We start from the raw sequence: 26,357 nt of genomic DNA, 5'->3' as shown, positions 1-26,357 counted from the left end.
AAGGGCAATTCAATGGGTATCGCTCAGGGGCAGGCACAGAACCGAGCGCGGGCAGTGCCGACGCCCCGCGCAATTTCGGGTCTGCTTTCGACGCTGGCCGCCGACGATCCCGTCGCGAGCGCGATGCGGGCGAGCGCGCGCCGCATGATCGGCGTCGCCGTGTTCAGCGGCGTCATCAACATTCTGATGCTGTCGGGCTCCCTTTATATGTTGCAGGTGTACGACCGGGTGATTCCGAGCCGTAACCTCGCGACCCTGTTCGGCCTGTCCTTGATGGTGCTGATCGCCTACCTTGTGCAGGGATATTTCGATGCGATGCGGTCGCGGATGCTTTGCCGGATCGCTACGCTGTTCGACGGCGCGCTGCAGGAATCGATCCATTCGGCGCTCGCTACCCTGCCGCTGCGCGGGGTGAAGCCGGTCCTGATGCAGCAGCCGCTGCGCGATCTCGATCAGGTGCGCACCTTCATGTCGGGCATGGGACCGACGGCGTTCCTGGACATGCCGTGGATTCCCGTCTTTCTGATCGGGCTGTTTCTGTTTCACCCGATGATCGGCTTCACGGCGCTGCTTGGCACCGCGGCGATCGTTGCCATGACGCTGGTGACCGAGCGGATCTCGCGCGGCGCGACCAAGGCGGCGACGGAATTGAACGCGCAGCGGCAGGTGCTGGCGGATGCGACACAGCGCAATGCGGAAATCGTTCGCGCGCTCGGCATGACGGATCGGCTGACGGCGCGCTGGTCGCAGGCCAACGAGCGCTACCTGCAGGAAAACATCCGCGCGACCGACGTCTATGCCAATCTCGGCGCGAGCGCGAAGGTGCTGCGCTACATCCTGCAGTCGGGAATGCTGGGCATGGGCGCCTATCTCGTCGTCGCCGACAAGGCGTCGGGCGGCATCATGATCGCGTCCTCGATCCTGATGGGGCGCGCGCTCGCGCCCGTCGAAATCGCGCTTGGCACCTGGAAGCAACTGTCGGCCGCGCGCCAGGGCCTCGCGCGCCTGCGCGACATCTTGAAGGCGACCGCTCAGCCTCCGGCACCGCCGGTCAAGCTGCCGCGACCGGGCCGCGAATTGTCCGTGCAGAATCTCGCGGTGGCAGCGCCGGGTTTTGACATGCCGATCGTGTCGGGTGTCACGTTTTCGCTCAAGGCCGGTTCGGGGCTGGCGCTATTGGGCGCCAGCGCGTCGGGCAAGACCTCGCTCTCGAAGGCGCTGGTTGGAATCTGGCCGGCGCATCGCGGCGCCGTGCGGCTCGACGGCGCGGCGCTCGATCAATGGCGCAACGAGGACCTCGGCCGGCATATCGGCTATCTGCCGCAGGATGTCGGCCTGTTCGACGGCACCGTGGCGGAGAACATCTGCCGCTTCGACGAACACGCAAGTTCGGATGCCATCCTGAAGGCTGCGCAGATCGCAGGTGTCCACGACATCATCCTGCGCCTGCCGGAGGGCTATGCGACGCGAATAGGGCAGGGCGGCATGTCGCTGTCAGCTGGCCAGAAGCAGCGGGTTGGCTTGGCGCGGGCGGTGTTCGGTGACCCGTTCCTGCTGGTGCTCGATGAGCCCAACGCCAATCTGGATGCCGACGGTGAGAACGCCTTGACGCGCGCCATCGGGATCATGCGCCAGAACAAATCCATCGTCGTCGTCATCTCGCATCGCCCGAGCGCGCTCTCCGCGCTGGATATGACGATGGTGCTCTACGAAGGCAAGGCGATTGCGTTCGGCCCGAGCGCAGAAGTGTTCGCGCGCGTCCGCAACGCCGGCGGCAAGGCGCCGGGATCGCCGCAGCCGCCGCCGCAGGCCAAGGCAGAGCAGCGCGCATCTATTGCCGAGAGTGTTTCATCATGAAGGGTTTTGATCACGTGCATGCCGATGAAAGAGTGGCGCGCCACCGGACCGGCGGGACGGATGAGGACGTCGCGGCACCGCAGGGCCAGGCGCTGATCCTCGAGCTGCAGCGATTGCGGCAGGCCTTCGAGCACGACAATCAGCAGGACCAGCGGGCGCCGCTTCGTCGCCCGGCGAATGACGAACCACGTCAGGGCGCGCGGCGTTCGCGCCAGGCCCGGCCGAAGCGGTCGAAAAAGAAAGGCAAGATGGGACGGGTGCTGGATTGGCTCGGCCCCTTCGGATCCCAGTCCGACGGCTTCGAGGCCGAGCCGCCGCCGCGCGTCGGACGCAGCACGCGACAGCCGCAGTTCATGCCCCCGCCGGCGGCGAACGGCACGCGCGGGCCGGCAGGCAATGCTTCGGCAAACAATGCTCCCTCAGGCAATTATTGGCGGAATGAACGGCAGGCGCGCGGTCCGATGATCGCGCCCGACGATCCGTCGCTCATGAACATACCGAGGTCGCGGCCGGAGGTTTTGTCGATCGACGACACGCGGCTGCCGCCTCGCATCGAGGCTCCCCAATTGGCGCCGCCGAGCCCGGCGGGCCCGGTGCCGCGCGATCGTTCCGTGACGGGAGTCGTTCGCAATGGCTTGACCGCTGGCGTCGCATTCCTTGCCAATCGCGATGGTTCGGCGGACGTGGCGGGCGCACCCGGCGAAAGCATCGTGGTGCGGGCGGGGCGCGCCTTTGAGGGCGAATTGCGCACAGGCTTGCGGGCGTTGCTCGTCGTCGGCGGGTTGGCGGGCGGGTGGATGACGCTGGTGCCGTTGTCGGGCGCTGTCGTGGTGCCGGGCAATCTGGTGGTGCAGTCCAACGTCAAGACCATCCAGCATCCGACCGGCGGCGTGGTCGCGCAGATCCCGGTCCATAACGGCATGCGGGTCAACGCCGGCGATCTGCTGCTGCGGCTGGACGCCACGCAGGCGCAGGCCAGCCTTCAGGTGGTCAGCAAGCAACTCGACGAAGTGCGGGCGAAGAGCGCGCGGCTGGTCGCCGAGCGCGACGGTCTGCCCCGGCCGGCGATCCCACCCGAAATGTCGTCGCGGCTGGACGACAACAATGTCAAGACGGTGCTGGCTTCAGAGGCATCGCTGTTCCGGGCGCGGACGACCGCCCGCGAGAGCCAGAAGGAACTGCTCAAGAGCAAGGTATCGCAGCTCGGCGAGGAGATCGTGGGCCTTGAGGCGCAGGTCGCGTCCAAGGCCAAGCAACTGGAGTTGATCACGGGCGAACTCACGGGCGTGCAGGAGCTGTTCGACAAGCGTCTCGTGCCGATCGCGCGGCTCACGGCCCTGCAGCGCGAGGCCGCCAGAATCGAGGGTGAACGGGGACAGTTGATCTCCACCATCGCCGAAACCAAGACCAAGGTCGACGAGGCGAAGCTGCAACTGGTCAGGCTCGACCAGGATGTCCGCACCGAAGTCGTCAAGGATCTCGGCGAGGCGCAGGGCAAGGAAGCCGAACTCAGCGAGCGAAGCGTCGCCGCGCGCGACGTCCTCGAGCGCATCGAGATGCGCGCGCCGACGTCGGGCGTGATCCATCAGTTGAACGCGCACACCATCGGCGGCGTGATTCGCGCCGGCGACGCCGTCATGGAGGTGGTGCCGGATTCCGATGATCTGCAGATCGAGGCGAGGTTGCAGCCGAACGACATCGACCAGGTGCGCAAAGGCCAGCAGGCTTTCGTCCGCTTCTCGGCCTTCAACCAGCGGGTGACACCGCAGCTGATCGGTCAGGTGTCCTATGTCTCGCCCGACACCACCCGCGACCAGCAGACCAGCACGTCCTATTTCACGGTCCGGATCATGCTGCCGGAAGAAGAGCGCCGGCGGCTGGCCGGGTTGCAGCTCTCCTCGGGCATGCCGGCGGAAGTGTTCATGCAAACCGGCAGCCGGACCATGCTGAGCTATCTGCTCAAGCCGATCCTGGATCAGTTCCAGCGCGCATTCGTCGAGCGGTGAGGGGACGACATAGGGTTGCAGCGAGGCTAAATCTTGCCACCCGAGATGGTATCGCTATATCAGGGCTTTGCTTTGGCCCTGTTCCCTGCGAGCCCCCGTATGACCACCACCACTGCCCCCGAATCCCAGCCGTTCCAGGCCGAGGTCGCCGAACTTTTGAACCTGATGGTGCACTCGGTCTATTCGGAGACCGACATCTTCCTGCGCGAGCTGATTTCGAACGCATCGGATGCCTGCGACAAGCTGCGCTATGAGGCGATATCAGCGCCCGAACTGATCGCCGACGGCGCGCCGCCCAGGATCCGCATCGCGCCGAACAAGAAGGCCGATACGCTTTCCGTCGTCGACAGCGGCATCGGCATGGACCGGCAGGAGCTGATCGACAATCTCGGCACCATCGCACGCTCCGGCACCAAGTCCTTTCTCTCCCGCCTCACCGAGGCCAAGGACGGCACCAATCTGATCGGCCAGTTCGGGGTCGGCTTCTATGCGGCGTTCATGGTTGCCGATCGTATCGTGGTCACCAGCCGCCGCGCCGGTTCGGATGAGGTTTTCGTCTGGTCGTCCTCGGGCGGCAGCGGGTTTGAAATCGCGCCGGCCAGCGATGAGGACGCTGCGCGGGTCACGCGCGGCACCGAGATCGTCCTGCATCTGAAAAAGGACGCGGCGAAATATCTCGAGACGCACGAGATCGAGCGCATCGTCCGCGCCTGGTCCGACAACATCCAGTTCCCGATCGAACTGGTGCCGGAGGAGGGCGAGCCACGCCAGATCAATTCGGCCAGCGCGCTGTGGCAGCGGCCGAAATCGGAACTCTCGGTGGAGGACTACAAGCAGGCCTACCAGCAGATCGCCGGCGCATTCGACGAGCCGGCGATGACGCTGCATTATCGCGCCGAGGGCCGGCAGTCCTATGCGGTGCTGCTGTTCGCGCCATCGACGAAGCCGTTCGATCTGTTCGATCAGGCGCGCAAGGGAAAGATCAAGCTGTATGTCCGCCGCGTCTTCATCGCCGACGACGCCGATGTCCTGCCGGCTTACTTGCGCTTCATCCGCGGCGTGATCGACAGCGAGGATTTGCCGCTCAACATTTCCAGAGAGATGCTGCAGAACAATCCGCAGCTCACCCAGATCCGAAAGGCCGTCACCGGCCGCGTGATATCGGAGCTGGAAAGCCTCGGCGACAAGGAGCCGGAAGCGTTCGCCAAAATCTGGGACGCGTTCGGCCCCGTGATCAAGGAAGGCATCTGGGAGGACTTTGAGCGCCGCGAGAAACTGTTGGGATTGTCGCGCTTCACTACGACCAAGGGCGAGAACCGCTCGCTCAAGCAGTATGTCGAGGATCTCAAGCCGAACCAGACCGACATCTATTACCTGACCGGCGACAGCATCGAACGGCTGAAGGCGAACCCGAAGCTGGAGTCCGCCACCGCCCGCGGCATCGAAGTGCTGCTGTTGACCGATCCGGTCGATGCGTTCTGGACCTCGGCGCCGCTCGATTTCGGCGGCAAGCCGCTGAAGTCGCTGAGCCAGGGCGATCTCGATTTCGCCCTGATCCCGCTCCTGGATGACAAGGCCGACGACAAGAAGGACGAGCCCGGCGCAGACGAGGCCACCACGATTGCGCTGATCAAGGATGCGCTCGGCGAGCGCGTCTCCGACGTCCGCGCCTCGCAGCGGCTGACGGCGAGCGCCTCATGCCTGGTCGCCGGCGGCGGCGCGCACGACCGCATGCTCGAACGCCTGCTGGTGATGCAGAACAAGGTTCCCACCACCAAGCCGATCCTGGAGATCAACATGCGCCATCCCCTGGTCGCGGCGATCGCCGGCGACAAGGATGCGGCCAAGGACCTGTCGTTCCTGCTCCTGGAGCAGGCGCAGATCCTCGACGGCGAGTTGCCGGAAGATCCGGCGGCGTTTGCCAGCCGGCTCAATCAGCTGGTGCTGCGCGGGCTGGCGAAGGGGTAGGACGTTTAGCCGCGCCAACCGATTTCAGAATCGGCCGTATCTGCTGCAGCATGATGCGGAAAATTGGATACCGGTTTTCCGAAAAGATCATGCTCGAACAAAAAGTTAGAGCGAGATGACGAATCGAAGAGAAGTCATCTGCGCTCTGGAGAGGTTTGATAACCGGGGGCCTTCATCGCCATGACGACGCCTGACGGAACCGACATTTTCTACGGCTCGATCCCGGTCTTTCGCGGCTTTGGCAGCCTGATGGACCCGGCGATGTATGCGCCGTTGCCTGATGACTGGACCGTCGGCGTCGCCGACATTGTGGAATCGACCAAGGCGATTGCGAACCAGCGGTACAAGGCGGTCAACATGGCCGGCGCTGCCGTGATCGCCGCCGTTACCAACGCGCTTGACGGGCGCGAATTTCCGTTCGTGTTCGGCGGCGATGGCGCCAGCTTCGCGGTGTCGCCCGGCGACCTCGCGCGCGCCCGCGACGCACTGGCGGCGACGGCGGCATGGGTCCGCGAAGATCTCGATCTGATGATGCGGGTGGCGCTGGTGCCGGTGAGGGACATCCGCGCGCAAGGCCTCGATATCAGGGTCGCCCGCTTCGGCCCGTCGGCGAATCTCTCCTATGCGATGTTTTCCGGCGGGGGGGTGGGCTGGGCGGATGCCGCGATGAAGCGGGGCGAGTTTGCGGTGCCGGCGGCTGCGCCGGGCACGCAACCCGATCTGTCCGGGCTGTCGTGCCGGTTCGAGGAAATGCCTTCCACGCGTGGGATCATTCTGTCCGTGCTGGTGGTGCCCACAAAGGGTGCCGATCCGCATCATTTCCGCAAGGTGATCGAGGACGTCATCAAACTGGTCGAACAGTCTCCGGATGCCGGTCGGCCGGTGCCGCCGGGCGGGCCGCCGCTGCGCTGGCCGCCGGCCGGCGTGGAGTATGAAGCGCGCGCCGCGCGCGGCGGGCCGCTGTTGAAGCGGCGCGGAGTCGTGCTCGCGGTGACGTTGTGGGCCTATGTCGTGATGCGCCTCGGCATCAAGGTCGGCAATTTCGTGCCGAAGAATTATGTGAAGCAGGTGGTGGAGAATTCCGACTTCCGCAAATATGACGACGGCCTGCGGATGATCCTCGATTGCACGGAGGAGCTGGAGCGCGCACTGGCGGAGCTTCTGGCCAAGGCGGCTTCAGCGAGGGTCGTGCGCTACGGCCTGCACCGGCAGGACGCGGCGATGATGACCTGCTTCACGCCATCGGTGATGCGCAGCGATCACGTTCACTTTATCGACGGCGCCCGCGGCGGCTACGCCTCGGCGGCGACCGCGTTGAAGGCGATGGCGGCGTAATCTACCGCCCGACCCGCGTCCAGGTCTCGCCGCCGCAGAGCGCGCCGACGCAGCCTTCGACGCGCAGCGTATCCGGGCCTGCCACCGTGATGCTGCTCGCATAGGTGCCGCCGTCATCGGCGTTGTAGATCTGGCCCGACCATTTGTTGGGCGCGACCGGGTGCATGCCGCTGAACAGCGCCAGGCCGATCATCGGCCGCCGCTTCAGGGCCGGGTTGGGATTCTTGTCATCGACCTGGGGCTTGCCGGTGGCCGGATCGATCGGGTCTTTGAGGCCGACGATCACGCCGCAGAGACCGCCACCGCATTTGCTGACTTTCACCCGCGCGTCGCCGGCCTGCGTCAGCCAGACACCGGTCGGCTCAGTGGTGCCCTGCGCGCGAGCCGATGGGGCGGCCAGCAATGCCGCCGCAATCGCGATGATGAAAGCGGTCGCAATGATGGAAGATGTTTTGCAAGCCATGAACCATTCCTTCGAAAAAGCAGGCTTGCATAGCAACAAATCAGATTCGTGCAACTTCACATTAAGTTCGGTTTACAACCTGGCCGATCATTTGCTCCAGCGGGTGAGGCGGATCGACAGCGCCGTGCCGAGGCCGTAAACGACCATCGCCGCGCCCACCAGCGCGAACAGCGTCCATGCCGGCGCGCCCCCGGAGGCCAGCCACCAGCCACCGCCGCCGACGATCAGCAATCGCGCTGTGCCGGCCATCACGGGACCGCCGACCTTGGCGGCCCCCTGCGACGAGAAATAGAGGCAGGCGCCCATCCCGAAAAAGGCGAATGCCGGGCCAGCCCAGACCAGATAGGAAGACGCCGCGGCGGTGACGCCGGGATCGCTGGTGAACAGCGACACCCAGAGCGACGGCATCACGGCGACGATCAGTCCGATGGCGCCCACGGTGATGCCGGCCGCGGCGCCCGCGGTCCACGCCACCTGCCGTGCGCGCGTCACGAGGCCGGCGCCCATTGCCATGCCGACCATCGGCACCGAGGCGACACCAAAAGCAAATGCGATCGGGGTCAGCAAAAATTCCAGCCGCGAGCCCATCCCGTAGCCGGCCAGCGTCTCGGTGCCGTAACCGGCCAGGATTTTGGTGAAGATCAGCACCGTCAGCACGGTTTGCAGCGGCGACAGACACGCCACCGCGCCGACCCTCAGAATGTCGAAGAACATGGCGCGCTGGAATCTGAAGCCCTTGAAGTTCAGTGTCAGCCGGCTGCGGCCGCTGATGAGATACCAGGCGAGGAAGATCGCACCGAGCGTGAAAGCGGTGAGCTGGCCCGCGGCGACGCCGCTCATGCCGAGTTTGGGCAGGCCGAGCAGCCCGAGGCCCAGCGCACCGCCAACCGTGATCTGCACCAGCGCGGTGCCGATCAATGTTATCGATGGAATCCGCATGTCGCCGGTGCCGCGCACCACCGAGGCCAGCGTGTTGACAAGCCAGATCGCCATCGCGCCGGAGAACAGCACGTGCGAATATTGCATGGCCTGATCGAGCACGCCGCCGCGCCCGCCGAGCAGCGCGTAAAACGCGTGGCCGAAAATCAGCATCGTCACGGTGAAAAAGATTCCGGCGCAGGCGCCGATCATCGCGGCATGCAGCGCCAGCGTTGCGGCGCGGTCGCGATCGCCTGCGCCGATCGCCCGGCTGATGGCGGAGGAAACGCCGCCGCCCATCGCGCCCGCCGACATCATCTGCGTCAGCATCACGAAGGGAAACACCAGCGCGATGCCGGCGAGCGGCTCGGTGCCGAGCCGGCCGATATAGGAAGTCTCGGCGACGGCAACCAGCGTCGTGCCCACCATGGCGATCGCATTGGGCAGCGCGAGCTTCAACAGCGTCGGCAGGATCGGCGAGGTGAGCAGGCCGTTGATGGGAGCGGCCGGGACCGCGGCGGGGCGCATGTCGAGCTGTGCGTCAATGGTCATCCGTCACCGGTCATCCAAATCAATAGATTATGCATGACATGTTATGCGGGCGTCCGGCCGCAACCACCCACAGCCATGCAGGGGTCACCATGGCAGGCCGCATAGGTCGATTATTCCATCACGCGGCTTGCGCGTGAAATCGAATACATAGGGCGCCATCGCCTCGAAGCGAATTCTTCCCTCCGGCTGCTCGGCATAGACCTCGCCGCTGAACGCATGCCAGCCGCGCGCCTGATAGAACGCTTCATTATGCGGCTCGCAGAACAGCATCGCAAACCGCACCGCTTCGTGATCGCGCAGGGTCCGGATCGCGGCGTTGAGCGCCAGGGTAGCGTAGCCGCGTCCCCGGCAATCCTCGCGGGTCGAGACGCCGCCAATGCCGCCGATCTGGACCTTGCGCCCATCCCAAAGGGCGGTGCGGAAGTAGATGCCGACATGGCAGGCAAGTCCCGGCCTCGGAGAATCCTCGCCCGTCTCGATCAGCACGCGCAAATCGGCATGGGCCCATTCGATGTGACCCCATGCCAGCTTCTCGACCACATGACGTGGCCAGACCGCCTTCATCAGCGGTTCGACCTTCGCCCATGATGCGTCTCCGTTCAGGACGTCGATCTCGATGCTCATTTCATCACCCTGTTGCGCCAATACCGCTGCCGTCCCGTCATACGCCGGACGCGGAGCGGCTGTACCGGAGAAGCTCCCGTTCTTGCCAAATTGCGGTGTTTATGCGCAATGGAACCTTCTATAAGGGTTCCCGTTAGACCAGACCACGTCTCCCATCAGTTCGGACATCACCCATGACCTTCACGCTGCCCAATCTGCCCTATTCCCACGACGCCCTTGCGCCCCACATGTCCAAGGAAACGCTGGAATACCACCACGACAAGCATCACCAGGCTTACGTGACCAACGGAAACAACGCGATCAAGGGGACCGAATTCGAAGGCAAGTCCCTGGAAGAGATCGTCAAGGGTTCGTTCGGCAAGAATCCGGCCGTGTTCAACAATGCCGGCCAGCACTACAACCATCTCCATTTCTGGAACTGGATGAAGCCGAACGGCGGCGGCAGCAAGCTGCCCGGCCGGCTGGAAAAGAAGATCACCGAAGACCTCGGCGGTCTCGACAAGTTCAAAGCCGATTTCGCCGCTGCCGGCGTCGGTCAGTTCGGCTCCGGCTGGTGCTGGCTGTCGGTCAAGAACGGCAAGCTCGAAATCTCCAAGACTGCGAACGGCGAAAGCCCGCTGGTCCATGGCGCCACGCCGATCCTCGGCTGCGACGTCTGGGAGCACTCCTACTACATCGACTATCGCAACCGCCGTCCCGACTATCTGAAGGCGTTCTGCGATAACCTGATCAACTGGGACTATGTCGACGAGCTGTTTGGCAAGGTCTGATTCCAGACCGCTCGAAGCCAGCGATTTCGAAGGGGCGGTAGCTGCGGCTGCCGCCCCTTTTTCGTTGGGCGTAGCGCCGTCCTGATCCTTGCAGGGAGCGCTGCTAACAGGCACAAGCGGTTTGCCGGGTGACTTCGCCGATCTGGGAAAATGCTGCGATGAGCTATTTGCTGGTCTTTATCGGTGGCGGGCTTGGCGCGAGCCTCCGCCATCTCATCAACGTCACCTGCGCCCGCTGCCTCGGCACCGGATTTCCCTGGGGCACCTTCATCATCAACATCACGGGCTCGACCGTGATGGGGTTGATCGCGGGCTATCTCGCCTTCAAGGGCGAGGCGTCGCAGCCCTGGCGGCTGTTTTTGATGACCGGCATTCTCGGCGGCTACACCACGTTCTCGGCCTACTCGCTCGATGCGGCGCTGCTCTACGAGCGCGGCGAACTCGCATCCGCGGCGCTTTACGTCGTTGGCTCGGTCGTGCTCTCGATTGCCGGACTGTTTGCCGGCCTTGCGCTGGTTCGCCAGTTCACCTGAACGAATGGCCCGCGGCGCGCGGTCAGAGCCGCGTGACGCCCCCGCATGGGCATGCCCCGGGATGCGCATGGGTATCGGCCAGCTTCCGTTTGCGTCGCCACCATGGCGGGACTAAGCAGGGTGAATTCGCATCACTCCTCCGACTCATCGCCTTTGTCAGAACCTCCGATAAAAGATCCGGCACCTGCCGATGACGGCGAGACGCGCCCAAAGCGCGCCCGCAAGCCGGTCGGCTGGTCGATGATCGTGATCGGCGCGCTGGTCGCGCTTTGCGCGGGCCTGGTCTGGCGGCGCGACGGCATCGATGGCGTGCTCAAGATCCTCACCCATGATCTCTGGCTGTTCGGGGAAATCATGCCGCGCGTGCTGGCCGGCTGCCTGCTCGGCGCCTTCATCGCGGAAATTCTGCCGCACGAGAAAGTCTCGCTGGCGCTGGGGCCGAACTCGGGCCTGAAGGGACTTTTGATCGGGACGGCGTTCGGCGCGATCCTGCCCGGCGGTCCCTTCACCGCCTATCCGGTGGCGGCGGCGCTGCTCACGGTCGGCGCCGATTTCGGGGCCACCATCGCCATGGTCGTGAGCTGGACGCTGATCGGCTACGGCCGCGCGGTCGCCTGGGAATTGCCGATCCTCGGCACTGAGTTCACGCTTTGGCGGATCGTGATCTCGCTGCCGATCCCGATTCTTGCGGGCGCGCTCGGCCGCTTCGTCTTCGTGCGGATGTACCCGAAGGGCGAGCCGGAGCCGCCGGCATGACCCTCTCCGCGCTGATCATCGACATCACCCTGTGGGGCTCGGTCGCCATCCTCGGCTTCATGGCCTGGCGGCGCGGCCGCGTGGTGCTGGTGTCGTCGGTGCGCGAGGGCAGCATGGACTTCATCAACATCGTGCCGCGCATTGCGCTCGGCGTGATCGGTTCGGGCTACATCGCCGCCGTGATTCCGCCGGAAGTTATCACCGGCTGGCTCGGGCCGGACTCGGGCTGGTTCGGCGTGCTGACTGCTGTGATTGCAGGTGCTGCGACCCCGGGCGGCCCGGTGGTCGGCTTTTCGATCGGCGCGGTGGCGTTGAAAGTCGGCGGCGGCCCGCCGCAGGTGATCGCCTATGTCGTCGCCTGGGCGCTGTTCGCCTTCCAGCGCATGATCTTGTGGGAAATCCCGTTCATGCCGGCCCGGTTCGTCTGGTTTCGTGCCGCGGTCTCGGTGCCGTTTCCGTTCATGGCGGCGGCGATCGCGATGGTGATCGGGAAGCCGTGAATTCGCGCGCACAGGGTGTGCCGGATGGATTGTTGATACCAGAGGCTGGCAGTCACCCGTAATTTTACGGATAAAGAGCGTTGTTCCGCCCTTGGACCTCGGATATGAATCCCCGCCGGGGTGGGTCAGCCTTTAAGGGGTGCAAATGAAGAAGGGTGACGTAACGTGCCCAAACTGCGGAGCCGGATTCAGACGGCTTGAGCTTTCGTCACAAGTTGGGGCCAAGGGCGAATATCACTGCCCTGTCTGCGATATGGCGCTGGAGGTCATGGACGGTAGCAAGCTCGTTGCTTATCGCCTCACGATCCAGCCTTCCACTCGGACCTTGAGAGCCTAGCGGGGCCGCCTGCCTTGCTCTGAAATTCAGTTGGCCCCTGCCGGCCATATTAATCGTCCTGCCCCGTAGGCAGCGGCTATGGTCAGCAAACGAAACACAAGCAAATCTATTTGAAAGTCTTATGACAGAGGCCGTCTCCGGTTGGCGGCCTCTTTGCAGGCGCCTACGCAAGAGATCGCGCCGGACGTTCGGATGGATGTTTTCAAGTACGTCGGGATCGTCCACCGCATCGAAGATCTGTTTCCGTTTCGCGTGGATGTTTCACACCGGATTGCGCTCAAGCCTCATGTGAAGCCGATTGCCGAGCGCGAAGCCATTTATGCATTCTGAGTCCGTCAAGCAGGCCCTGTACAACATTCGGGACAATGTCCTGCTCGCCAGCGAATTTGTCGAAGGCTTGACTTCCGAGACGTTCGGCGAGTCACTTTGCATCTCCATGCCGTGACGCGGGTACCTCGAAATTATCTCGGAAGCCAGCCGCCGGTTGCCCGACGATCTGCGCGATCGACATCCGCAATTGCCTCGGCGGTCCATCCGCGATGTTGGCAATTTCTACCGGCATGGAAGCTTGGGGTACAGTAAGGCCGCCTCAGTTGGCGGCCTCTTTCATTTCGCGGTCGGGAGAGAGGCGGCCCCAGCAGCGGGGGGCTAGAGGCTGAAACCGGGACCGCCCATTCCAACCGCCGGCAACGCGGATACAAGCGGCCAACGGTCAGCCAAATTACCGCAACTCGGGTGATCGTTCCGAACTAGTTTGGAGTACCCCCGGTGGAGCGGATCGCGGCCGGAACCCGTGCCGCATCTTCATCGTTAACAACTTATGAAAGCCGTCGCCGCCGCATTTGTTGCGCTGTTCGTCCTGTGGGTCGTTGACGTCAACTTCAACGGCGGCCGTTACACCGACGTTGCGATGCGGATGATCCGGCCGGTGGCCTCATCGATTGGCATTCGAAATTAAGGCCGCCTCAGTTTCGGAAGTGGCTTCATCTGGACGCGGTGCTGTCTCAGCGAATGCGGCGCACGCCAGCCGACCAACATGATCTGCGCAAAAATCCTGATCCCAAGCAGCGCCAGCCACGCCGCGCACAGCAAGGTCAGCGGGTGAGACGAGGTGGCCGTCGCCGGCCACAACTCCCAAAGCCAGTAGGCTTGAGCGATCCCGGGCAGCAGGAACGTGAAGACCAGTCCCATGGCGCTGGTGCCTGCGGGAACCATCATGAGGGTGCCCAGATGGATCGCCGGGGCGAGCCAGACGAGCAGGACTTCGCAAATTCCCGCGAGCAATTTCCAATTCAGGCCGTGCAGGGAATGCGTCAGCGTGTAAGCGCCGACGAAAACGATGAGCCCGGCGAGGCCGCCTTCTGGACGGTAATAGAAGACGGCCAGCGCACCCACGCCCAGCGCCAGCGCGTCGATCAGCCATGCGCGCAGGCTGTTGCCGCGCTCGGGATCGGCGGGACGGCTCTCTGGATTGGCGTTCTCGGTCATCATGGGAATTGGTCGCCTTCGTCGGCGGCCGCGTTCAAGCGGCGGGGTTCCGGCTTCTCCTGGCCTCGCGGAAATAGCGGCGTCAAAGTCGGGCCGGGCCGTTCGATAAGGCCGGCCTAGCCGCCGTGCCAACGCGTAGACTCCCGTAATGTTATATTATAACGTCTCCCCATGCCTCACGACCATTCCCACGACCCCGGCCATCACCATGGCCCCGGCCATCACCATGGCCCCGGCCATCACCATGGCCCCGGCCATCACCATGGCTCCGGTCATCACCACGGCCACGCCCATTCCCATGGCCCGGCAACGCCGCATCCGGCGCAGCCCGCGCCCTGGTCGATCCTGCGCATGACCGTGACCGCGCGTCTCGCCGCGGCACTGGCGGTCAGCGCCGGGCTGTGGGTCGTCGTCCTGGTGGCGATGAGGTGAGCATGGCCGCGCAGCTCAAATTCCGCGACGTCACGCTGGGCTACGACCGCCATCCGGCGGTGCATCATCTCAATGGCGAGGTTGCGCAAGGCGCGCTGCTGGCGGTGGTCGGGCCGAACGGCGCCGGCAAGTCGACATTGTTTCGCGGGCTCGCCGGCATTTTGAAGCCGCTTTCGGGGTCGATCGACCTCGGCGGCCTCGATGTCAGGGACATCGCCTATCTGCCGCAGAGCGTCGACATCGACCGGACTTTTCCGATCTCGGTGTTCGATCTGGTCGGCACCGGCCTGTGGCGGTCGACCGGCTTTTTCGGCGGCATGGGCAAACAGGCGCGCGAGAAGATCACGCAGGCGCTCGCCGCCGTCGGCCTCAACGGGTTCGAAAACCGCTCGATCGGCACGCTGTCCGGCGGCCAGATGCAGCGCATGTTGTTCGCACGCGTGCTGCTGCAGGACGCGCGGCTGATCGTGCTCGACGAGCCGTTCAACGCCATCGACGCCAAAACCTCGACCGACCTGCTGGCGCTGGTGCAGCGCTGGCACGGCGAGGGGCGCACAGTGCTGGCGGCGCTGCACGACATGGACCTGGTGCGCGCGCATTTTCCGGAAACGCTGCTGCTCGCGCGCGGGCCGGTGGCGTGGGGCTTGACCGCGCAAGTGCTCACGCCCGAAAACCTCGCCGAGGCGCGACGGATGTGCGAGGCGTTCGACGAGACGGCGGCCGCCTGCGCCGTGGACGCCATGCCGTCGCAGGCCGCCTGATGCTGTACGACGCGCTGATCGCGCCCTTCACCGAATTCGAGTTCATGCGCCGCGCGCTCGCCGCCGTGATCGCGCTCGCGCTTGGCGCAGCACCCATCGGCGTGTTCCTGATGCTGCGGCGGATGAGCCTCGTCGGCGACGCCATGGCGCACGCGATCCTGCCGGGGGCGGCGATCGGCTTCCTAGTCTCCGGGCTCAATCTGTTCGCGATGACGACGGGCGGGCTGCTCGCAGGCTTTACAGTCGCGCTGCTTGCAGGCCTTGTCGCGCGCCACACGGAGCTGAAGGAAGACGCCTCGCTTGCGACCTTCTATCTGGTGTCGCTGGCGCTCGGCGTCACCATCGTTTCCGTCAAGGGCACCAATATCGATCTCTTGCACGTGCTGTTCGGCAACATCCTGGCGATGGACGACCAGACGCTGCTCGTCATCGCCTTCAACGCCACCATCACGCTGCTGGTGATGGCCGTGATCTACCGGCCGCTGGTGATCGAATGCGTCGATCCGGTGTTCCTGCGCACCGTCTCTCGCGCCGGGGCGCCCGCGCACCTGGCCTTCCTGGCGCTGGTCGTGATCAACCTCGTCAACGGTTTTCACGCGCTCGGCACGCTGCTCGGTGTCGGCCTGATGATCCTGCCCGCCGGCATCGCGCGGTTCTGGTCGCCCGACATCACCGGCATGATCTGCATCGCGGTCGCAAGCGCCATTGTCTCGGGCTATGCCGGGCTGGTGCTGTCGTTCCAGACCAAGATTCCTTCGGGGCCGGCGATCATCCTGGTCGCGGCAGTGCTCTATGTGGCCTCGCTGTTGTTCGGCCCCGTCAGCGGATTGGTGCGGCAGATGTTCCCCGGCCGTCACCTCGAGGCGTAGCCATGATCCGGGTTTGGCTGATCGCTCTCACTTTGATCGCGGTTGTTGGTCCGGCCCGCGCCGCGGAGCGCCTCAACGTCGTCGCCAGCTTCTCGATCCTCGGCGATTTCGTCCGCAATGTCGGTGGCGATCGCGTCAATGTCACCACGTTGGTCGGCCCCAATAGCGATGCCCATGTCTATCTGCCGACGCCTGCGGATGCAAAAAAAGTGGCGGATGCGAAGCTCGTCTTCGTCAACGGTCTCGGCTTTGAGGGCTGGCTGCCGCGGCTGGTAAAATCCGCCGGCGGCAAGGCTGCTGTCGTGACCGTTACAACTGGCATCGCGCCGCTCAAGCTCGGCTCGGAGGCCGATCCGCACGCCTGGCAATCGGTTGCGAACGCGAAGATCTATGTCGCCAATGTCAGCGATGCGCTGTCAGCGGCGGCGCCTGCGGATGCCGAGGCCTTCAAATCCAGGGCGGGGGCCTATCTGGTTGAGCTCGACGCGCTGGAACGTGAGGTGCGCGAGGCGATCGCGAAAATTCCGGAAAACCGCCGCAAGGTGATCTCAACCCACAATGCCTTCGGCTATTTCGCCGCCGCCTATGGCGTCGAATTCATCGCGCCGCTCCGCGTCTCGACCGAGTCCGAGGCTAGCGCCCGCGATATCGCAGGAATCATCACCCAGGTCAGGGCGGCTAAAATACCGGCCGTGTTTCTGGAAAATATCAGCGATCCCCGCCTGATGGGCCGGATCTCGGCCGAGACCGGCGCCAGGGTCGGCGGAACGCTCTATTCGGACAGCCTGACGGCCGAAAAGGGCGATTCTCCCACTTACATTGCAATGGTCAGGCACAATATAAAGGCCCTGACCAGCGCGCTGAGCCCATAGGGCAGGGGCCTCCCTGCTTGCTCGCGCGGCCATACAGCATGATCCGGAAAAGTGGGTACCGGTTTTCCGATAAGATCATGCTCAGCTAAGGTGATGCCGGAGTTATTATGTCTGATCTTTCGTCTCAAAAAATTCCAGTGACCGTGCTGACGGGCTATCTCGGCGCCGGCAAGACCACGCTGCTCAACCGCATCCTGTCGGAAAACCACGGCAAGAAATACGCCGTCATCGTCAACGAATTCGGCGAGATCGGCATCGACAACGACCTCATCATCGGCGCCGACGAGGAAGTGTTCGAGATGAACAATGGCTGCGTCTGCTGCACCGTGCGCGGCGACCTCGTCCGCATTCTCGACGGCCTGATGAAGCGCAAGGGCAAGTTCGACGCCATCATCGTCGAGACGACGGGATTGGCGGACCCGGCCCCGGTGGCGCAGACCTTCTTCGTCGATGAGGACGTGCAGAAGAACGCCCGGCTCGATGCGGTGGTGACGGTCGCCGACGCCAAATGGCTGAGCGACCGCCTGAAGGATGCGCCGGAAGCCAAGAACCAGATCGCGTTCGCCGACGTCATCGTGCTGAACAAGACCGACCTCGTTTCCAAGCCGGAGCTGGCCGAGGTCGAGGCCCGGATCCGCGGCATCAACCCTTACGCAAAACTGCACCGCACCGAGCGTTGCAAGGTCGCTCTCTCGGACGTGCTGGAGCGCGGCGCGTTCGATCTGGATCGGATCCTCGAGATCGAGCCGGAATTCCTCGACGCCGGCGACGGTCACGATCATCACCATGACCACGATCATCATCACGGCCATGACCATCACCACGATCACGGCCACAGCCATGGCGGGCTGAAGCACTATCACGACGAGGACATGCAATCGCTGTCGCTGCGGTCGGACAAGCCGCTCGACCCCACCCTATTCATGCCGTGGCTGCAAAACCTCGTCGCCACCGAGGGTCAGAAGATTTTGCGCTCGAAGGGCATCCTCGCCTTCAGCGACGACGACGACCGCTACGTATTCCAGGGCGTGCACATGATGCTGGAAGGCGATCATCAGAGGAAGTGGAAGGAAGGCGAACGCCGCGAAAGCCGCGTCGTCTTCATCGGCCGTGAATTGCCGGAGCAGATTATCCGCGACGGTTTTGAAAGCTGTATCGTCACGTGATGAAAGAGTTTGATCCGGGCGACGCGCCCTCCATTGCTTCCCTCACCGACAAGGTGCGGACGGTGCCGGTCGGCATGCCCGTGACCTCGATCCATTTCCTTGGCGATACCGCGGTGTTCGTCGGCGCCGAGGAAAACGCTGTCATGGTGAACGAAGCGAGCGAAGTTTCGAAAGTCGCCATTCACGGCGGCGCCGTGCTGTGCGTGGCCTCCGACGGCAAGCGTATCGTCACCGGCGGCGATGACGGCAAGGTCGTCGCGCTCGACGCCAAGGGCGAGGTAGCGGTGCTCGCGACCGACGCAAAACGGCGCTGGATCGATAACATCGCGCTGCATCCCGAGGGTACAGTGGCGTGGTCGGCCGGCAAGACCGCGTTCGTCCGCAGTAGCAAGGGCGACGAGAAGACTTTTGATGCGCCGTCGACCGTCGGCGGGCTCGCCTTCGCGCCCAAGGGCTTGCGGGTGGCGGTTGCCCATTACAATGGCGTGACGCTGTGGTTTCCAAACATGGCGGCGAAGCCGGAATTTCTGGAATGGGCCGGCTCGCATCTCGGCGTGATCTTCAGCCCCGACAACAAATTCCTGGTCACCGCGATGCACGAGCCGGCGCTGCACGGCTGGCGGCTTGCCGATAACAGGCACATGCGGATGAGCGGCTATCCCGGCCGTGTCCGTTCGATGTCGTGGAGCGTGGGCGGCAAGGGGCTCGCCACTTCGGGCGCCGACACCGTGATCATCTGGCCGTTCACCAGCAAGGACGGCCCGATGGGCAAGGAGCCGGCGATGCTGGCGCCGCTGCAGGCGCGCGTCTCCATGGTCGCCTGTCACCCGAAGCAGGACATCATGGCGACAGGCTATAGCGATGGCACCGTGCTGATCGTGCGGCTCGAGGACGGCGCGGAAATTCTGGTGCGCCGCAATGGCAGCGAGCCGGTCTCGGCGCTGGCCTGGAACGCCAGGGGCACGCTGCTGGCCTTTGGCACGGAGGACGGCGACGCCGGGATGCTGGAATTTTAATCGATCTGTCGTATTCAGCCGTTATGTGGGGCCATGCGGTTTCTGACCACCTTCCAGATTCACGATTTCATCGACACGCTGGTCAGCCTGACCGCCGCGTTTGTACTCGGCACCTTGATCGGTGCGGAGCGGCAATATAGGCAGCGCACCGCGGGCTTGCGCACCAACGTGCTCGTCGCCGTTGGCGCGGCGGCCTTCGTCGACCTCGCCATGCACCTGACCGGTGCTGACGGTGCGGTGCGCGTGGTCGCCTATGTCGTGTCGGGGATCGGCTTCCTCGGCGCCGGCGTCATCATGAAGCAGGGCATGGACGTGCGCGGCCTCAACACCGCGGCGACGCTGTGGGCGTCGGCTGCGGTCGGATCCTGCGCCGGCGCCGACATGATCGCGCAGGCGGTGGCGCTCACCGTCTTCGTGATCGCCGGCAATACGTTGCTGCGTCCCCTCGTGAACGCGATTAACCGTATTCCGCTGAACGAGCAGTCGTCGGAAGCAACCTATTATTTCAAGCTCGCGGTCACCCCTGAAGCGCTGCCCGACATGCGCGACCGCCTGGTCGAGAGGCTGGAAGCCGCCAACTACCCGGTGGCCGATGTCAACGTGGTCGAACTCGGCGACGATCTCCTGGAGATCGTGGCGACGCTGGTCAGTACCGCGGTCAATCCCAACGAACTCAATCCCGTTGTGGTCGACCTGCAGCATCAACCCGGCGTGAGGCATGCCACCTGGGAGGTGAGCACGACGGATTAGTTCCGCGTGGTTAGCGCAGTTCCACCGCAGGCGTTCCGCGGAACCAGGCTCCGCCATGTTCGTTGATGTCGTGAACAATTTCGTGGGGTTGAACGACATGCCTGCCCAAGACCGCCAACGCGAATACCGACGCGAAATGCTGCTCGCGTCCCTGCTGATCGCGGCCGGGCTGGCCGTTTCGGCGCTGGCACTGACCGTGCTTACCGCCCGCGATCCCCTGCAGATCGCGCAGGCGACGCAGCCTACGCAATCGACGCCGGGCGCGGAAACGAAGCCAACCGCGCCGGCCGAGCCGGGCACGACCGGCCAGAGGCCGTCAGACATTCCGCCGCAACCGGCCCGGCCTGATCCGGACGCGCAGAAGGCGGGCGCTCAGCCCGCGCTGCCGCCGGCGCCGGCAGAGAAGGTCGCGCCGCCGATCCGCGAGAGGTGATCCCACTTCCGCGGCCCTGAATGAGCAATCGCAATATCGTGGGCCGCCGAACCGCGGTGCGCGCTGACGCATCATTGTGCAACCAAGTGCCCCCATAGCCTCGTATCAATTCGTAGGAGGGGGCGTTGGCGTCGCCTCCGAACGCCTTGTGTTGATCCCCAACAAGCGGTTAGGCTTGCTGCAATAACAGCCGGCAGGTCGAATAACGGCCGGCAGCTCAGGGAGTGACGCATGCGTGAGTTAACGCCTGAAACGATCACGGATGCCGTGCTCGACCAGATGGCGACAACGCCCGACCCGCGCCTGAAGACGATCATGGCGTCGGCGGTCAAGCACCTCCATGCGTTCGCCCGCGAGGTCAATCTGACCCCGGCGGAATGGATCAAGGGCATCGAATTCATGACCGCCGCCGGCAAGATGTGCTCGCCGGAGCGGCAGGAATTCATCCTGCTGTCCGACACGCTCGGCCTTTCGGCGCTCGTCAACGGCCTGCACGACGCCACCGCCCTCGAGGAAGCCACCAACACCAGCCTGCTCGGCCCATTCTACCGCGAGGCCACGCCGACGCTGGCCGCCGGCAGTTCGATCGCCAAAAACCCGCAGCCGGGCAGCGAATGCGCTCTTTATGGCCGCGTCACCGATGCCACCGGCAAGCCGGTCGCCAACGCCACCGTCTCGATCTGGCAGACCGGCGCCGACGGTCTCTACGACATTCAGGCCAGCGCGACATCGGTCGATTATCGCGGCGTGTTCGCAACCGACGCCGATGGACACTATGTGCTGCGGACCGTCAAGCCGCTCGGATATTCGATTCCCATGGACGGGCCTGTCGGCACGATGGTGAAGGCGCAGGCGCGGCATGGCATGCGGCCGGCGCATATTCACTTCCTGGTCGGTGCAGCAGGCTATCGCGAGTTGGTCACCGCGCTCTATCTGCGCGACGATCCCCACCTGGCCGACGACGTCGTATTCGGTTCGTCGGGCGATCTCGCCGTCGACGTGGCGGCAAATGATCCGGACTGCCCGATCAAGGGGATGCCCAGCATCCGCTTCGACATGCGCCTTGCGCGCGAAAGCGAGGCCGACAAGACCAGCGGGCGCGTCGGCGCCGATCCGTCGGCGATCATGAAAAAATCAGCCAGAAACGAATCCGCGCCGGTCGGAGCCAAATAGTCTCGGCCAGACCTGACCATTCGCCGCGACCGGGCAGAGATCCGGCGGAGCCGAAATGACTGACAGCAATGACAAAATAAGGGGGACTCAATGAAACGCAGGACATTTCTCGGCGGTGCGATGGCGGTGGCGGTGGCTGGGCGGGGCTCAAGCGCACTCGCACAGCAGCCGCCGATCAAGATCGGCATGTCGATGGCACAGACCGGCGGCCTCGCGGGTGGTGGCAAGGCTTCGCAGCTCGGCATCGAGGTCTGGCGCGACGACGTCAACGCCAAGGGTGGCCTGCTCGGCCGCAAGGTTGAACTCATCGTCTATGACGACAAGTCGAGTGCATCGGAGACGCCGGCGATCTACGCCAAGCTGGTCGACGTCGACAAGGTCGACCTGCTGTTCGCGCCCTACGCGACTGTGCCCACCGCGCCGCTCATGCCGTTCGTCAAGCAGCGCGGCATGCTGCTGATGGGGAATTTCTCGTTCCAGGTAAACAGCAAGGTCGGCCACGATATGTGGTTCAACAATGCACCGTGGGGCCCGGCGGATAGCTGGGCATCCTCGTTCCTCGATCTCGGTCAAAAGGCGGGAGGCAAGAGCATGGCGCTGCTTGCGGCGGACCAGGAGTTCGCCCAGAACCTCGCCCTGACCGCGCGGGATGTTGCCAAGCAGCGAGGCCTCCCCATTGTGTTCGACCAGTCCTATCCGCCGAACACGGTGGAATTCGCTTCCATCATCCGCGCGCTCAAGGCCGCCAAGCCCGACATCGTTTATGTCGCGTCTTATCCGCCCGACTCGGCCGGCATTTTGCGCGCCGTGAACGAGATCGGCATCGGCGACGATGTCAAGATTTTCGGCGGCGGCATGGTCGGTCTGCAGTTCGCGGCCGTGATGTCCAATCTGGGCTCGCTGCTCAATGGTGTCGTGAACTACAATACCTGGCTGCCGGAATCGAGCATGTATTTCGACGGCACCAAGGCGTTTTTCGACACCTACACCAAGCGCGCCATCGAGGCCAAGGTCGATCCGCTCGGCTATTATCTGGCGCCGTTTGGCTATGCGATGGGACAGATGATCGAGGCGGCGGTCAATTCTACCAAGTCGCTCGACCAGAAAGGCATCGCCAAATATCTGCGCGAGAATGAGCACAAGACCATCGTCGGGCCGATCGCGTTTTCGGCGGATGGCGAACGCAAGGAAACGGCGACGCTACAGGCCCAGTTCCGGAGCGTGAAGGACAAGGACATCGAACAGTTCCGCTCCTCCGGCAAGCAGGTGATCCTGTTCCCGGATAAACTGAAGACTGGAAATCTCATCAGTCCCTTCGAGGCTGCCCGCAAATAGGCTAGCGGCCGTTTTTCCGGTCCTGAACGGGCCAAGGGGGATCTGAATTGTTTTCGATGGACCTGCTGCTAGGTGCTGTCGTGCTTGGGGTGCTGCTCGGCTGCTTCTATGCCGCCGTCAGCGTCGGGCTGTCCGTTTCGTTCGGATTGCTCGACGTTCCCCATGTCGCGCATCCGGCGTTTCTGGTGCTCGCCTCCTACGGTGTGTTTCAGCTCAACGAAAGCTACGACATCGACCCGTTGCTGGCGGGGCTCGCGATCACGCCGCTGTTTTTCCTGTTCGGCCTGCTCGCCTACCGCGTTTATTATGAGACCTTCGAGCGGCGCGGCAGCGATGCTGGCGTGCGCGGCATTGCGTTTTTCTTCGGCATCGCCTTCATCATCGAGGTGCTGATCATCATGCAATTCGGCGTCGACCAGCGCTCGGTCACGGCGACCTATATCGGTAAGTCCTGGCGGTTCGGCGAGTTTCGGATCCCGATCCGGCAACTCGTCGCGTTCGCGGTGGCGCTGGCGCTGACGGTGCTGCTCTCGGTGTATCTGTCGAAAACCTTCATGGGCCGCGCGATCCGCGCCGTTGCGCAGGATGAGGAGGCGCTGCGGCTGATGGGCGCCAATCCGGTCCGCATCAAGCAGTTTGCCTTCGGCATCGCCACCGCCGTGCTCGGGATCGCCGGCGCGCTGCTGATCATCGTCGCTCCCGTGGAGCCGACGCTCGACCGCGCCTATATCGGGCGGACCTTCTGCGTCGTCGTCATGGCCGGGCTCGGCAGCATCAGCGGAACGCTGATCGCGGCCATCATCCTCGGTGTCGCCGAATCGATCGTGCTGACGATGTTCGGCGCTTCCTGGGCGCCGGCGATCTCGTTCGCGATGCTACTCGGCGTGCTCGCCGTCCGGCCGCAAGGTCTGCTTGGCCGATGATGAAGCATCGCAACAGCATCGTATTCTGGGCCGGTGTCGTCATCTTCCTCGCCGCCGTGCTGTCGATGACGCAAATCGTCCGCAACGAATATCCGTTCTTCGCCGGCTACGTCATCCTGCAGTTCATCGCGCTCGCGGTCGCCTGGAGCATCCTGGGCGGCTATGCCGGATACGTCAATTTCGGCACCAACGCCTTCTTCGGCGTCGGCGTCTACACGGCGGTCGCCCTGTTCAAGGCGACGGGGGCGCCGCTCGTGGTACAGATCGCCGCCGCCGCTGTGATCGGCATGCTGCTCGGCTTTGGCGTCGGCCTGCTGACCCTGCGGATGCGCGGCATCTTCTTCTCGATTGCGACCATCGCGCTTGCGATCATCATCGAGACCTTCGTGATGAACTGGCGGTTCGTCGGCGGCGCAGCCGGCATCCAGTTGCAGCGGCCACCGGTGACGGCGCCGTTCGACAGTTACGTGAAAATGCTGTTCTTCGTGCAGGCAGTGCTAGTAGTCATTGCTGTTTCGATCTCGCGCTACATCCAGAACTCCCGGATCGGTCGCGGCCTGCAAGCGCTGAGGGACGACGAACTTGCCGCCGAATGCACGGGTGTACCGACCCTGAAGCTGAAACTGGTCGCCTGCATGATATCGGGCGCGTTGATCTCGGCCGCCGGGGCGCCCGCTGCCATGTACCTGCAGTATGCCGATCCCTCCTCGGCATTCAATTTGAGCTACTCGGTGTCGGCGCTGGCGATGGCGCTGATCGGCGGAACCGCCCACTGGATCGGCCCGGTGCTCGGCGCCATCCTGCTCGGCTCGACGCAACAGCTCCTCGCCGTGACCATCTCATCGGAAGTCAACGTGCTGGTGCTCGGCATCATGCTGGTGCTGTTCGTGGTCGGCGCGCCCAAGGGCATCATCGGGCTGCTGCGGCCGCGCTACCGTCTGCGCGCGGGAGGCAAGCCATGACGGTGATATCAGCGCCGGACGCACCCCTGCTGCAAGTCGGAACCCTCACCAAGACCTTCGGCGGGTTCACCGCGCTCGACAGTATCAGCGTGGATATAAAACAAGGCGAACGGTTCGGCCTGATCGGGCCGAACGGCTCGGGCAAGACCACGTTGATCAACTGTATATCCGGCGCGCTGCGTCCGCAGGTCGGCAGCGTGATTTTCTGCGGCGAGGACATCACCCAATTGCCGCCGCATCAGCGCGCGCGCCGCGGCATCGCCCGCAGCTTCCAGATTCCGCGCCCCTTCAAGAGCATGACGGTGCTCGAAAACCTCATGGTCGGGCTCGACTTCGCCTCCGTCGGTTCGAGCCTGCCGGAGGAAGACGTCGCGATGTCGATCCTGACGCGGATGGGCCTTGCCTCGAAGGCCGGCGCGCCGACCGATACGCTGAGCCAGGTGGAATTGCGCAAGATGGAGCTCGCGCGTGCGCTGGCAGTGCGGCCGAAACTCTTGATTTCCGACGAGGCCATGGCGGGACTTTCCTCGTCCGAAGTCGACGAGGTGCTGGATCTTCTGATCAGTCTCGGTGAGGAGGACATCACCATCATCATGATCGAGCACATCATGCAGGCGGTGATGCGCTTTTCGGAGCGGGTGATGTGCCTGGACGCGGGAAAAATCATCGCGATCGGCGCGCCGGCCGAGGTGATGGCCAACAAGCGGGTGCAGGAGGCCTATCTTGGCACTTAGCCTTGCCATCGAGGGTCTCGATGCCGGCTACGGCGCCGTCAAGGCGCTGCGCGGCGTGACGCTGCATGTCGAGGCTGGCGAGACCGTCGCCTTGCTCGGCACCAACGGCAACGGCAAGAGCACGCTGATGAAGTGCATCATGGGTCTGGTCCGGCCGGACCGCGGCCGGCTGTCTCTGACGATCGACGGCGAGGTGCACGACCTTACAAGGCTCTCGCCTGAGGCGATTGTCGATCTCGGCGTGGCGCTGGTGCCGGAGGGGCGGCGGCTGTTTCCCAAGCTGACGGTGGCGGAAAACCTGATGCTCGGTGCATTCCGCAAGGTCGCGCGCAGCGCCATCGATCGCAATCTGGCGCTGGCCTATGAGACGTTTCCCGCGCTGAAGGAGCGCCGCAACCAGCTCGCGGGCACCATGTCCGGCGGACAGCAGCAGATGCTCGCGATTGCGCGGGCGCTGATGTCCTCGCCGCGGCTGCTGCTGATCGACGAGCCGTCGGTCGGCCTGTCACCGCTATTGGTGTCGCAGACCATCGCCAAGATCGGCGAACTCAAGCAGCGCGTGGGACTGACGGTCTTGATGGCCGAGCAGAATTTCAACCAGGCGATCCGGATCGCCGACCGCGGCTACATCATCGTCCATGGCGAGATCGCAGTGGCGGCACAGTCGGTCGACGAGTTGAAGGCCAACGATATCGTCAAGCGGCTTTATCTCGGCGGCGTCGCCTGACGGATATAACGGCATCGTGACGGTGTCTGGGCCGTTCTGCCGATTTTACAGCCTCGCCTGTTGCCATCGGCTGCCCCATAATCTCTCATCGCGTCAG

27 protein-coding genes are annotated in these 26,357 nt (G+C 64.1%); 23 read left to right on the top strand and 4 right to left on the bottom strand.

Annotation, left to right across the window (positions count from 1 at the left end):
• Positions 1–144: 144 nt before the first annotated feature.
• The 4 genes from ACVWVY_RS00920 (at position 145) to ACVWVY_RS00905 (ending at position 7,166) form a co-directional block, all read left to right on the top strand.
• Positions 145–1,857 carry a type I secretion system permease/ATPase gene (locus ACVWVY_RS00920; RefSeq protein ID WP_456632059.1) on the top strand — a complete coding sequence of 571 codons (1,713 nt, stop codon included), beginning with the start codon at positions 145–147 and terminating at the stop codon, positions 1,855–1,857.
• The gene (locus ACVWVY_RS00915) at positions 1,854–3,863 is read left to right on the top strand and encodes an HlyD family type I secretion periplasmic adaptor subunit (RefSeq protein WP_456624634.1); all 2,010 of its coding nucleotides are present in this window, start codon (positions 1,854–1,856) and stop codon (positions 3,861–3,863) included. Before ACVWVY_RS00920 ends, ACVWVY_RS00915 begins: the two co-directional genes overlap by 4 nt.
• 99 nt (positions 3,864–3,962) lie before the next feature.
• On the top strand, positions 3,963–5,831 hold the full coding sequence (htpG, locus tag ACVWVY_RS00910) for a molecular chaperone HtpG (RefSeq protein ID WP_456624633.1): 1,869 nt from the start codon (positions 3,963–3,965) through the stop codon (positions 5,829–5,831).
• 180 nt (positions 5,832–6,011) lie between these two features.
• The gene (locus ACVWVY_RS00905) at positions 6,012–7,166 is read left to right on the top strand and encodes a DUF3095 domain-containing protein (RefSeq protein ID WP_456624632.1); all 1,155 of its coding nucleotides are present in this window, start codon (positions 6,012–6,014) and stop codon (positions 7,164–7,166) included.
• 1 nt (position 7,167) lies between these two features.
• Here ACVWVY_RS00905 and ACVWVY_RS00900 read toward each other — a convergent pair whose 3' ends face one another.
• The 3 genes from ACVWVY_RS00900 to ACVWVY_RS00890 form a co-directional block, all read right to left on the bottom strand.
• Positions 7,168–7,629, bottom strand: coding sequence for a DUF2147 domain-containing protein (locus tag ACVWVY_RS00900; protein WP_456624631.1), 462 nt, complete (start codon positions 7,627–7,629; stop codon positions 7,168–7,170).
• 87 nt (positions 7,630–7,716) lie between these two features.
• Positions 7,717–9,099 (bottom strand): MATE family efflux transporter, encoded by a 1,383-nt coding sequence (locus ACVWVY_RS00895; RefSeq protein WP_456624630.1) that lies wholly within the window; start codon positions 9,097–9,099, stop codon positions 7,717–7,719.
• A gap of 84 nt (positions 9,100–9,183) precedes the next feature.
• Entirely contained in the window at positions 9,184–9,723 is a 540-nt protein-coding gene (locus ACVWVY_RS00890) for a GNAT family N-acetyltransferase (RefSeq protein WP_456624629.1), read from the bottom strand.
• 173 nt (positions 9,724–9,896) lie between these two features.
• On the opposite strand from ACVWVY_RS00890, the gene ACVWVY_RS00885 reads away from it, so the two are divergent.
• The 5 genes from ACVWVY_RS00885 (at position 9,897) to ACVWVY_RS00865 (ending at position 12,949) form a co-directional block, all read left to right on the top strand.
• Complete coding sequence (locus ACVWVY_RS00885; protein ID WP_108520946.1) at positions 9,897–10,493, top strand: superoxide dismutase; 597 nt, start codon at positions 9,897–9,899, stop codon at positions 10,491–10,493.
• A 158-nt stretch (positions 10,494–10,651) separates the two neighbouring features.
• Positions 10,652–11,026: a fluoride efflux transporter CrcB gene (gene crcB / locus ACVWVY_RS00880; protein ID WP_456624628.1), complete on the top strand. Its 375-nt coding sequence runs from the start codon at positions 10,652–10,654 to the stop codon at positions 11,024–11,026.
• A gap of 153 nt (positions 11,027–11,179) precedes the next feature.
• Positions 11,180–11,782: a permease gene (locus ACVWVY_RS00875; protein ID WP_456624627.1), complete on the top strand. Its 603-nt coding sequence runs from the start codon at positions 11,180–11,182 to the stop codon at positions 11,780–11,782.
• A complete protein-coding gene (locus ACVWVY_RS00870) occupies positions 11,779–12,282 on the top strand; it encodes a hypothetical protein (protein WP_456624626.1) in 504 nt (167 codons plus the stop codon). The genes ACVWVY_RS00875 and ACVWVY_RS00870 overlap by 4 nt, the downstream gene beginning before the upstream one ends.
• A 478-nt stretch (positions 12,283–12,760) precedes the next feature.
• Positions 12,761–12,949, top strand: coding sequence for a hypothetical protein (locus tag ACVWVY_RS00865; RefSeq protein ID WP_456624625.1), 189 nt, complete (start codon positions 12,761–12,763; stop codon positions 12,947–12,949).
• A gap of 624 nt (positions 12,950–13,573) precedes the next feature.
• Here ACVWVY_RS00865 and ACVWVY_RS00860 read toward each other — a convergent pair.
• Positions 13,574–14,107: a hypothetical protein gene (locus ACVWVY_RS00860; protein ID WP_456624624.1), complete on the bottom strand. Its 534-nt coding sequence runs from the start codon at positions 14,105–14,107 to the stop codon at positions 13,574–13,576.
• A gap of 171 nt (positions 14,108–14,278) precedes the next feature.
• Between ACVWVY_RS00860 and ACVWVY_RS00855 the strand changes: the two genes are divergently transcribed.
• From ACVWVY_RS00855 to ACVWVY_RS00790, 14 genes are all read left to right on the top strand, one after another.
• Positions 14,279–14,539 carry a hypothetical protein gene (locus ACVWVY_RS00855; RefSeq protein ID WP_456624623.1) on the top strand — a complete coding sequence of 87 codons (261 nt, stop codon included), beginning with the start codon at positions 14,279–14,281 and terminating at the stop codon, positions 14,537–14,539.
• A 2-nt stretch (positions 14,540–14,541) separates the two neighbouring features.
• Positions 14,542–15,300, top strand: a complete 759-nt coding sequence (locus ACVWVY_RS00850) for a metal ABC transporter ATP-binding protein (RefSeq protein WP_456624622.1) — start codon at positions 14,542–14,544, stop codon at positions 15,298–15,300.
• Complete coding sequence (locus tag ACVWVY_RS00845) at positions 15,300–16,169, top strand: metal ABC transporter permease (protein WP_456624621.1); 870 nt, start codon at positions 15,300–15,302, stop codon at positions 16,167–16,169. The genes ACVWVY_RS00850 and ACVWVY_RS00845 overlap by 1 nt, the downstream gene beginning before the upstream one ends.
• Positions 16,170–16,171: 2 nt before the next feature.
• Positions 16,172–17,041, top strand: a complete 870-nt coding sequence (locus ACVWVY_RS00840) for a metal ABC transporter solute-binding protein, Zn/Mn family (protein ID WP_456624620.1) — start codon at positions 16,172–16,174, stop codon at positions 17,039–17,041.
• 107 nt (positions 17,042–17,148) lie between these two features.
• Positions 17,149–18,207, top strand: a complete 1,059-nt coding sequence (locus tag ACVWVY_RS00835) for a CobW family GTP-binding protein (RefSeq protein WP_456624619.1) — start codon at positions 17,149–17,151, stop codon at positions 18,205–18,207.
• A complete protein-coding gene (locus ACVWVY_RS00830; protein ID WP_456624618.1) occupies positions 18,207–19,223 on the top strand; it encodes a WD40 repeat domain-containing protein in 1,017 nt (338 codons plus the stop codon). Before ACVWVY_RS00835 ends, ACVWVY_RS00830 begins: the two co-directional genes overlap by 1 nt.
• Before the next feature lie 33 nt (positions 19,224–19,256).
• A complete protein-coding gene (locus ACVWVY_RS00825) occupies positions 19,257–19,973 on the top strand; it encodes an MgtC/SapB family protein (protein WP_456624617.1) in 717 nt (238 codons plus the stop codon).
• Between the two features lie 55 nt (positions 19,974–20,028).
• Positions 20,029–20,406, top strand: a complete 378-nt coding sequence (locus ACVWVY_RS00820; RefSeq protein WP_456624616.1) for a hypothetical protein — start codon at positions 20,029–20,031, stop codon at positions 20,404–20,406.
• Between the two features lie 231 nt (positions 20,407–20,637).
• Complete coding sequence (locus tag ACVWVY_RS00815) at positions 20,638–21,579, top strand: dioxygenase family protein (protein WP_456624615.1); 942 nt, start codon at positions 20,638–20,640, stop codon at positions 21,577–21,579.
• Positions 21,580–21,669: 90 nt separating this feature from the next.
• Positions 21,670–22,914: an amino acid ABC transporter substrate-binding protein gene (locus ACVWVY_RS00810; RefSeq protein WP_456624614.1), complete on the top strand. Its 1,245-nt coding sequence runs from the start codon at positions 21,670–21,672 to the stop codon at positions 22,912–22,914.
• A 56-nt stretch (positions 22,915–22,970) separates the two neighbouring features.
• On the top strand, positions 22,971–23,837 hold the full coding sequence (locus ACVWVY_RS00805) for a branched-chain amino acid ABC transporter permease (protein WP_456632058.1): 867 nt from the start codon (positions 22,971–22,973) through the stop codon (positions 23,835–23,837).
• Positions 23,834–24,799: a branched-chain amino acid ABC transporter permease gene (locus tag ACVWVY_RS00800; RefSeq protein WP_456624613.1), complete on the top strand. Its 966-nt coding sequence runs from the start codon at positions 23,834–23,836 to the stop codon at positions 24,797–24,799. The genes ACVWVY_RS00805 and ACVWVY_RS00800 overlap by 4 nt, the downstream gene beginning before the upstream one ends.
• Positions 24,796–25,533, top strand: coding sequence for an ABC transporter ATP-binding protein (locus ACVWVY_RS00795; RefSeq protein ID WP_456624612.1), 738 nt, complete (start codon positions 24,796–24,798; stop codon positions 25,531–25,533). The genes ACVWVY_RS00800 and ACVWVY_RS00795 overlap by 4 nt, the downstream gene beginning before the upstream one ends.
• Positions 25,523–26,260, top strand: coding sequence for an ABC transporter ATP-binding protein (locus ACVWVY_RS00790; RefSeq protein WP_456624611.1), 738 nt, complete (start codon positions 25,523–25,525; stop codon positions 26,258–26,260). Before ACVWVY_RS00795 ends, ACVWVY_RS00790 begins: the two co-directional genes overlap by 11 nt.
• Positions 26,261–26,357 lie beyond the last annotated feature (97 nt).

The organism is Bradyrhizobium sp. URHC0002 (genome assembly GCF_054059515.1).
Note: the sequence above shows the minus strand (reverse complement) of the source record. Positions and strands in the feature narration are given on the sequence as shown.

What these genes read in the sequence shown, in the direction of transcription:
- ACVWVY_RS00920 (WP_456632059.1), top strand. Translation starts at nt 145, where the DNA reads ATGATCGGCGTCGCCGTGTTCAGCGGCGTCATCAACATTCTGATGCTG.
- ACVWVY_RS00915 (WP_456624634.1), top strand. Translation starts at nt 1,854, where the DNA reads ATGAAGGGTTTTGATCACGTGCATGCCGATGAAAGAGTGGCGCGCCAC.
- htpG (WP_456624633.1), top strand. Translation starts at nt 3,963, where the DNA reads ATGACCACCACCACTGCCCCCGAATCCCAGCCGTTCCAGGCCGAGGTC.
- ACVWVY_RS00905 (WP_456624632.1), top strand. Translation starts at nt 6,012, where the DNA reads ATGACGACGCCTGACGGAACCGACATTTTCTACGGCTCGATCCCGGTC.
- ACVWVY_RS00900 (WP_456624631.1), bottom strand. Translation starts at nt 7,629, where the DNA reads ATGGCTTGCAAAACATCTTCCATCATTGCGACCGCTTTCATCATCGCG.
- ACVWVY_RS00895 (WP_456624630.1), bottom strand. Translation starts at nt 9,099, where the DNA reads ATGACCATTGACGCACAGCTCGACATGCGCCCCGCCGCGGTCCCGGCC.
- ACVWVY_RS00890 (WP_456624629.1), bottom strand. Translation starts at nt 9,723, where the DNA reads ATGAGCATCGAGATCGACGTCCTGAACGGAGACGCATCATGGGCGAAG.
- ACVWVY_RS00885 (WP_108520946.1), top strand. Translation starts at nt 9,897, where the DNA reads ATGACCTTCACGCTGCCCAATCTGCCCTATTCCCACGACGCCCTTGCG.
- crcB (WP_456624628.1), top strand. Translation starts at nt 10,652, where the DNA reads ATGAGCTATTTGCTGGTCTTTATCGGTGGCGGGCTTGGCGCGAGCCTC.
- ACVWVY_RS00870 (WP_456624626.1), top strand. Translation starts at nt 11,779, where the DNA reads ATGACCCTCTCCGCGCTGATCATCGACATCACCCTGTGGGGCTCGGTC.
- ACVWVY_RS00860 (WP_456624624.1), bottom strand. Translation starts at nt 14,107, where the DNA reads ATGACCGAGAACGCCAATCCAGAGAGCCGTCCCGCCGATCCCGAGCGC.
- ACVWVY_RS00855 (WP_456624623.1), top strand. Translation starts at nt 14,279, where the DNA reads ATGCCTCACGACCATTCCCACGACCCCGGCCATCACCATGGCCCCGGC.
- ACVWVY_RS00850 (WP_456624622.1), top strand. Translation starts at nt 14,542, where the DNA reads ATGGCCGCGCAGCTCAAATTCCGCGACGTCACGCTGGGCTACGACCGC.
- ACVWVY_RS00845 (WP_456624621.1), top strand. Translation starts at nt 15,300, where the DNA reads ATGCTGTACGACGCGCTGATCGCGCCCTTCACCGAATTCGAGTTCATG.
- ACVWVY_RS00840 (WP_456624620.1), top strand. Translation starts at nt 16,172, where the DNA reads ATGATCCGGGTTTGGCTGATCGCTCTCACTTTGATCGCGGTTGTTGGT.
- ACVWVY_RS00835 (WP_456624619.1), top strand. Translation starts at nt 17,149, where the DNA reads ATGTCTGATCTTTCGTCTCAAAAAATTCCAGTGACCGTGCTGACGGGC.
- ACVWVY_RS00830 (WP_456624618.1), top strand. Translation starts at nt 18,207, where the DNA reads ATGAAAGAGTTTGATCCGGGCGACGCGCCCTCCATTGCTTCCCTCACC.
- ACVWVY_RS00825 (WP_456624617.1), top strand. Translation starts at nt 19,257, where the DNA reads ATGCGGTTTCTGACCACCTTCCAGATTCACGATTTCATCGACACGCTG.
- ACVWVY_RS00820 (WP_456624616.1), top strand. Translation starts at nt 20,029, where the DNA reads ATGTTCGTTGATGTCGTGAACAATTTCGTGGGGTTGAACGACATGCCT.
- ACVWVY_RS00815 (WP_456624615.1), top strand. Translation starts at nt 20,638, where the DNA reads ATGCGTGAGTTAACGCCTGAAACGATCACGGATGCCGTGCTCGACCAG.
- ACVWVY_RS00810 (WP_456624614.1), top strand. Translation starts at nt 21,670, where the DNA reads ATGAAACGCAGGACATTTCTCGGCGGTGCGATGGCGGTGGCGGTGGCT.
- ACVWVY_RS00805 (WP_456632058.1), top strand. Translation starts at nt 22,971, where the DNA reads ATGGACCTGCTGCTAGGTGCTGTCGTGCTTGGGGTGCTGCTCGGCTGC.
- ACVWVY_RS00800 (WP_456624613.1), top strand. Translation starts at nt 23,834, where the DNA reads ATGATGAAGCATCGCAACAGCATCGTATTCTGGGCCGGTGTCGTCATC.
- ACVWVY_RS00795 (WP_456624612.1), top strand. Translation starts at nt 24,796, where the DNA reads ATGACGGTGATATCAGCGCCGGACGCACCCCTGCTGCAAGTCGGAACC.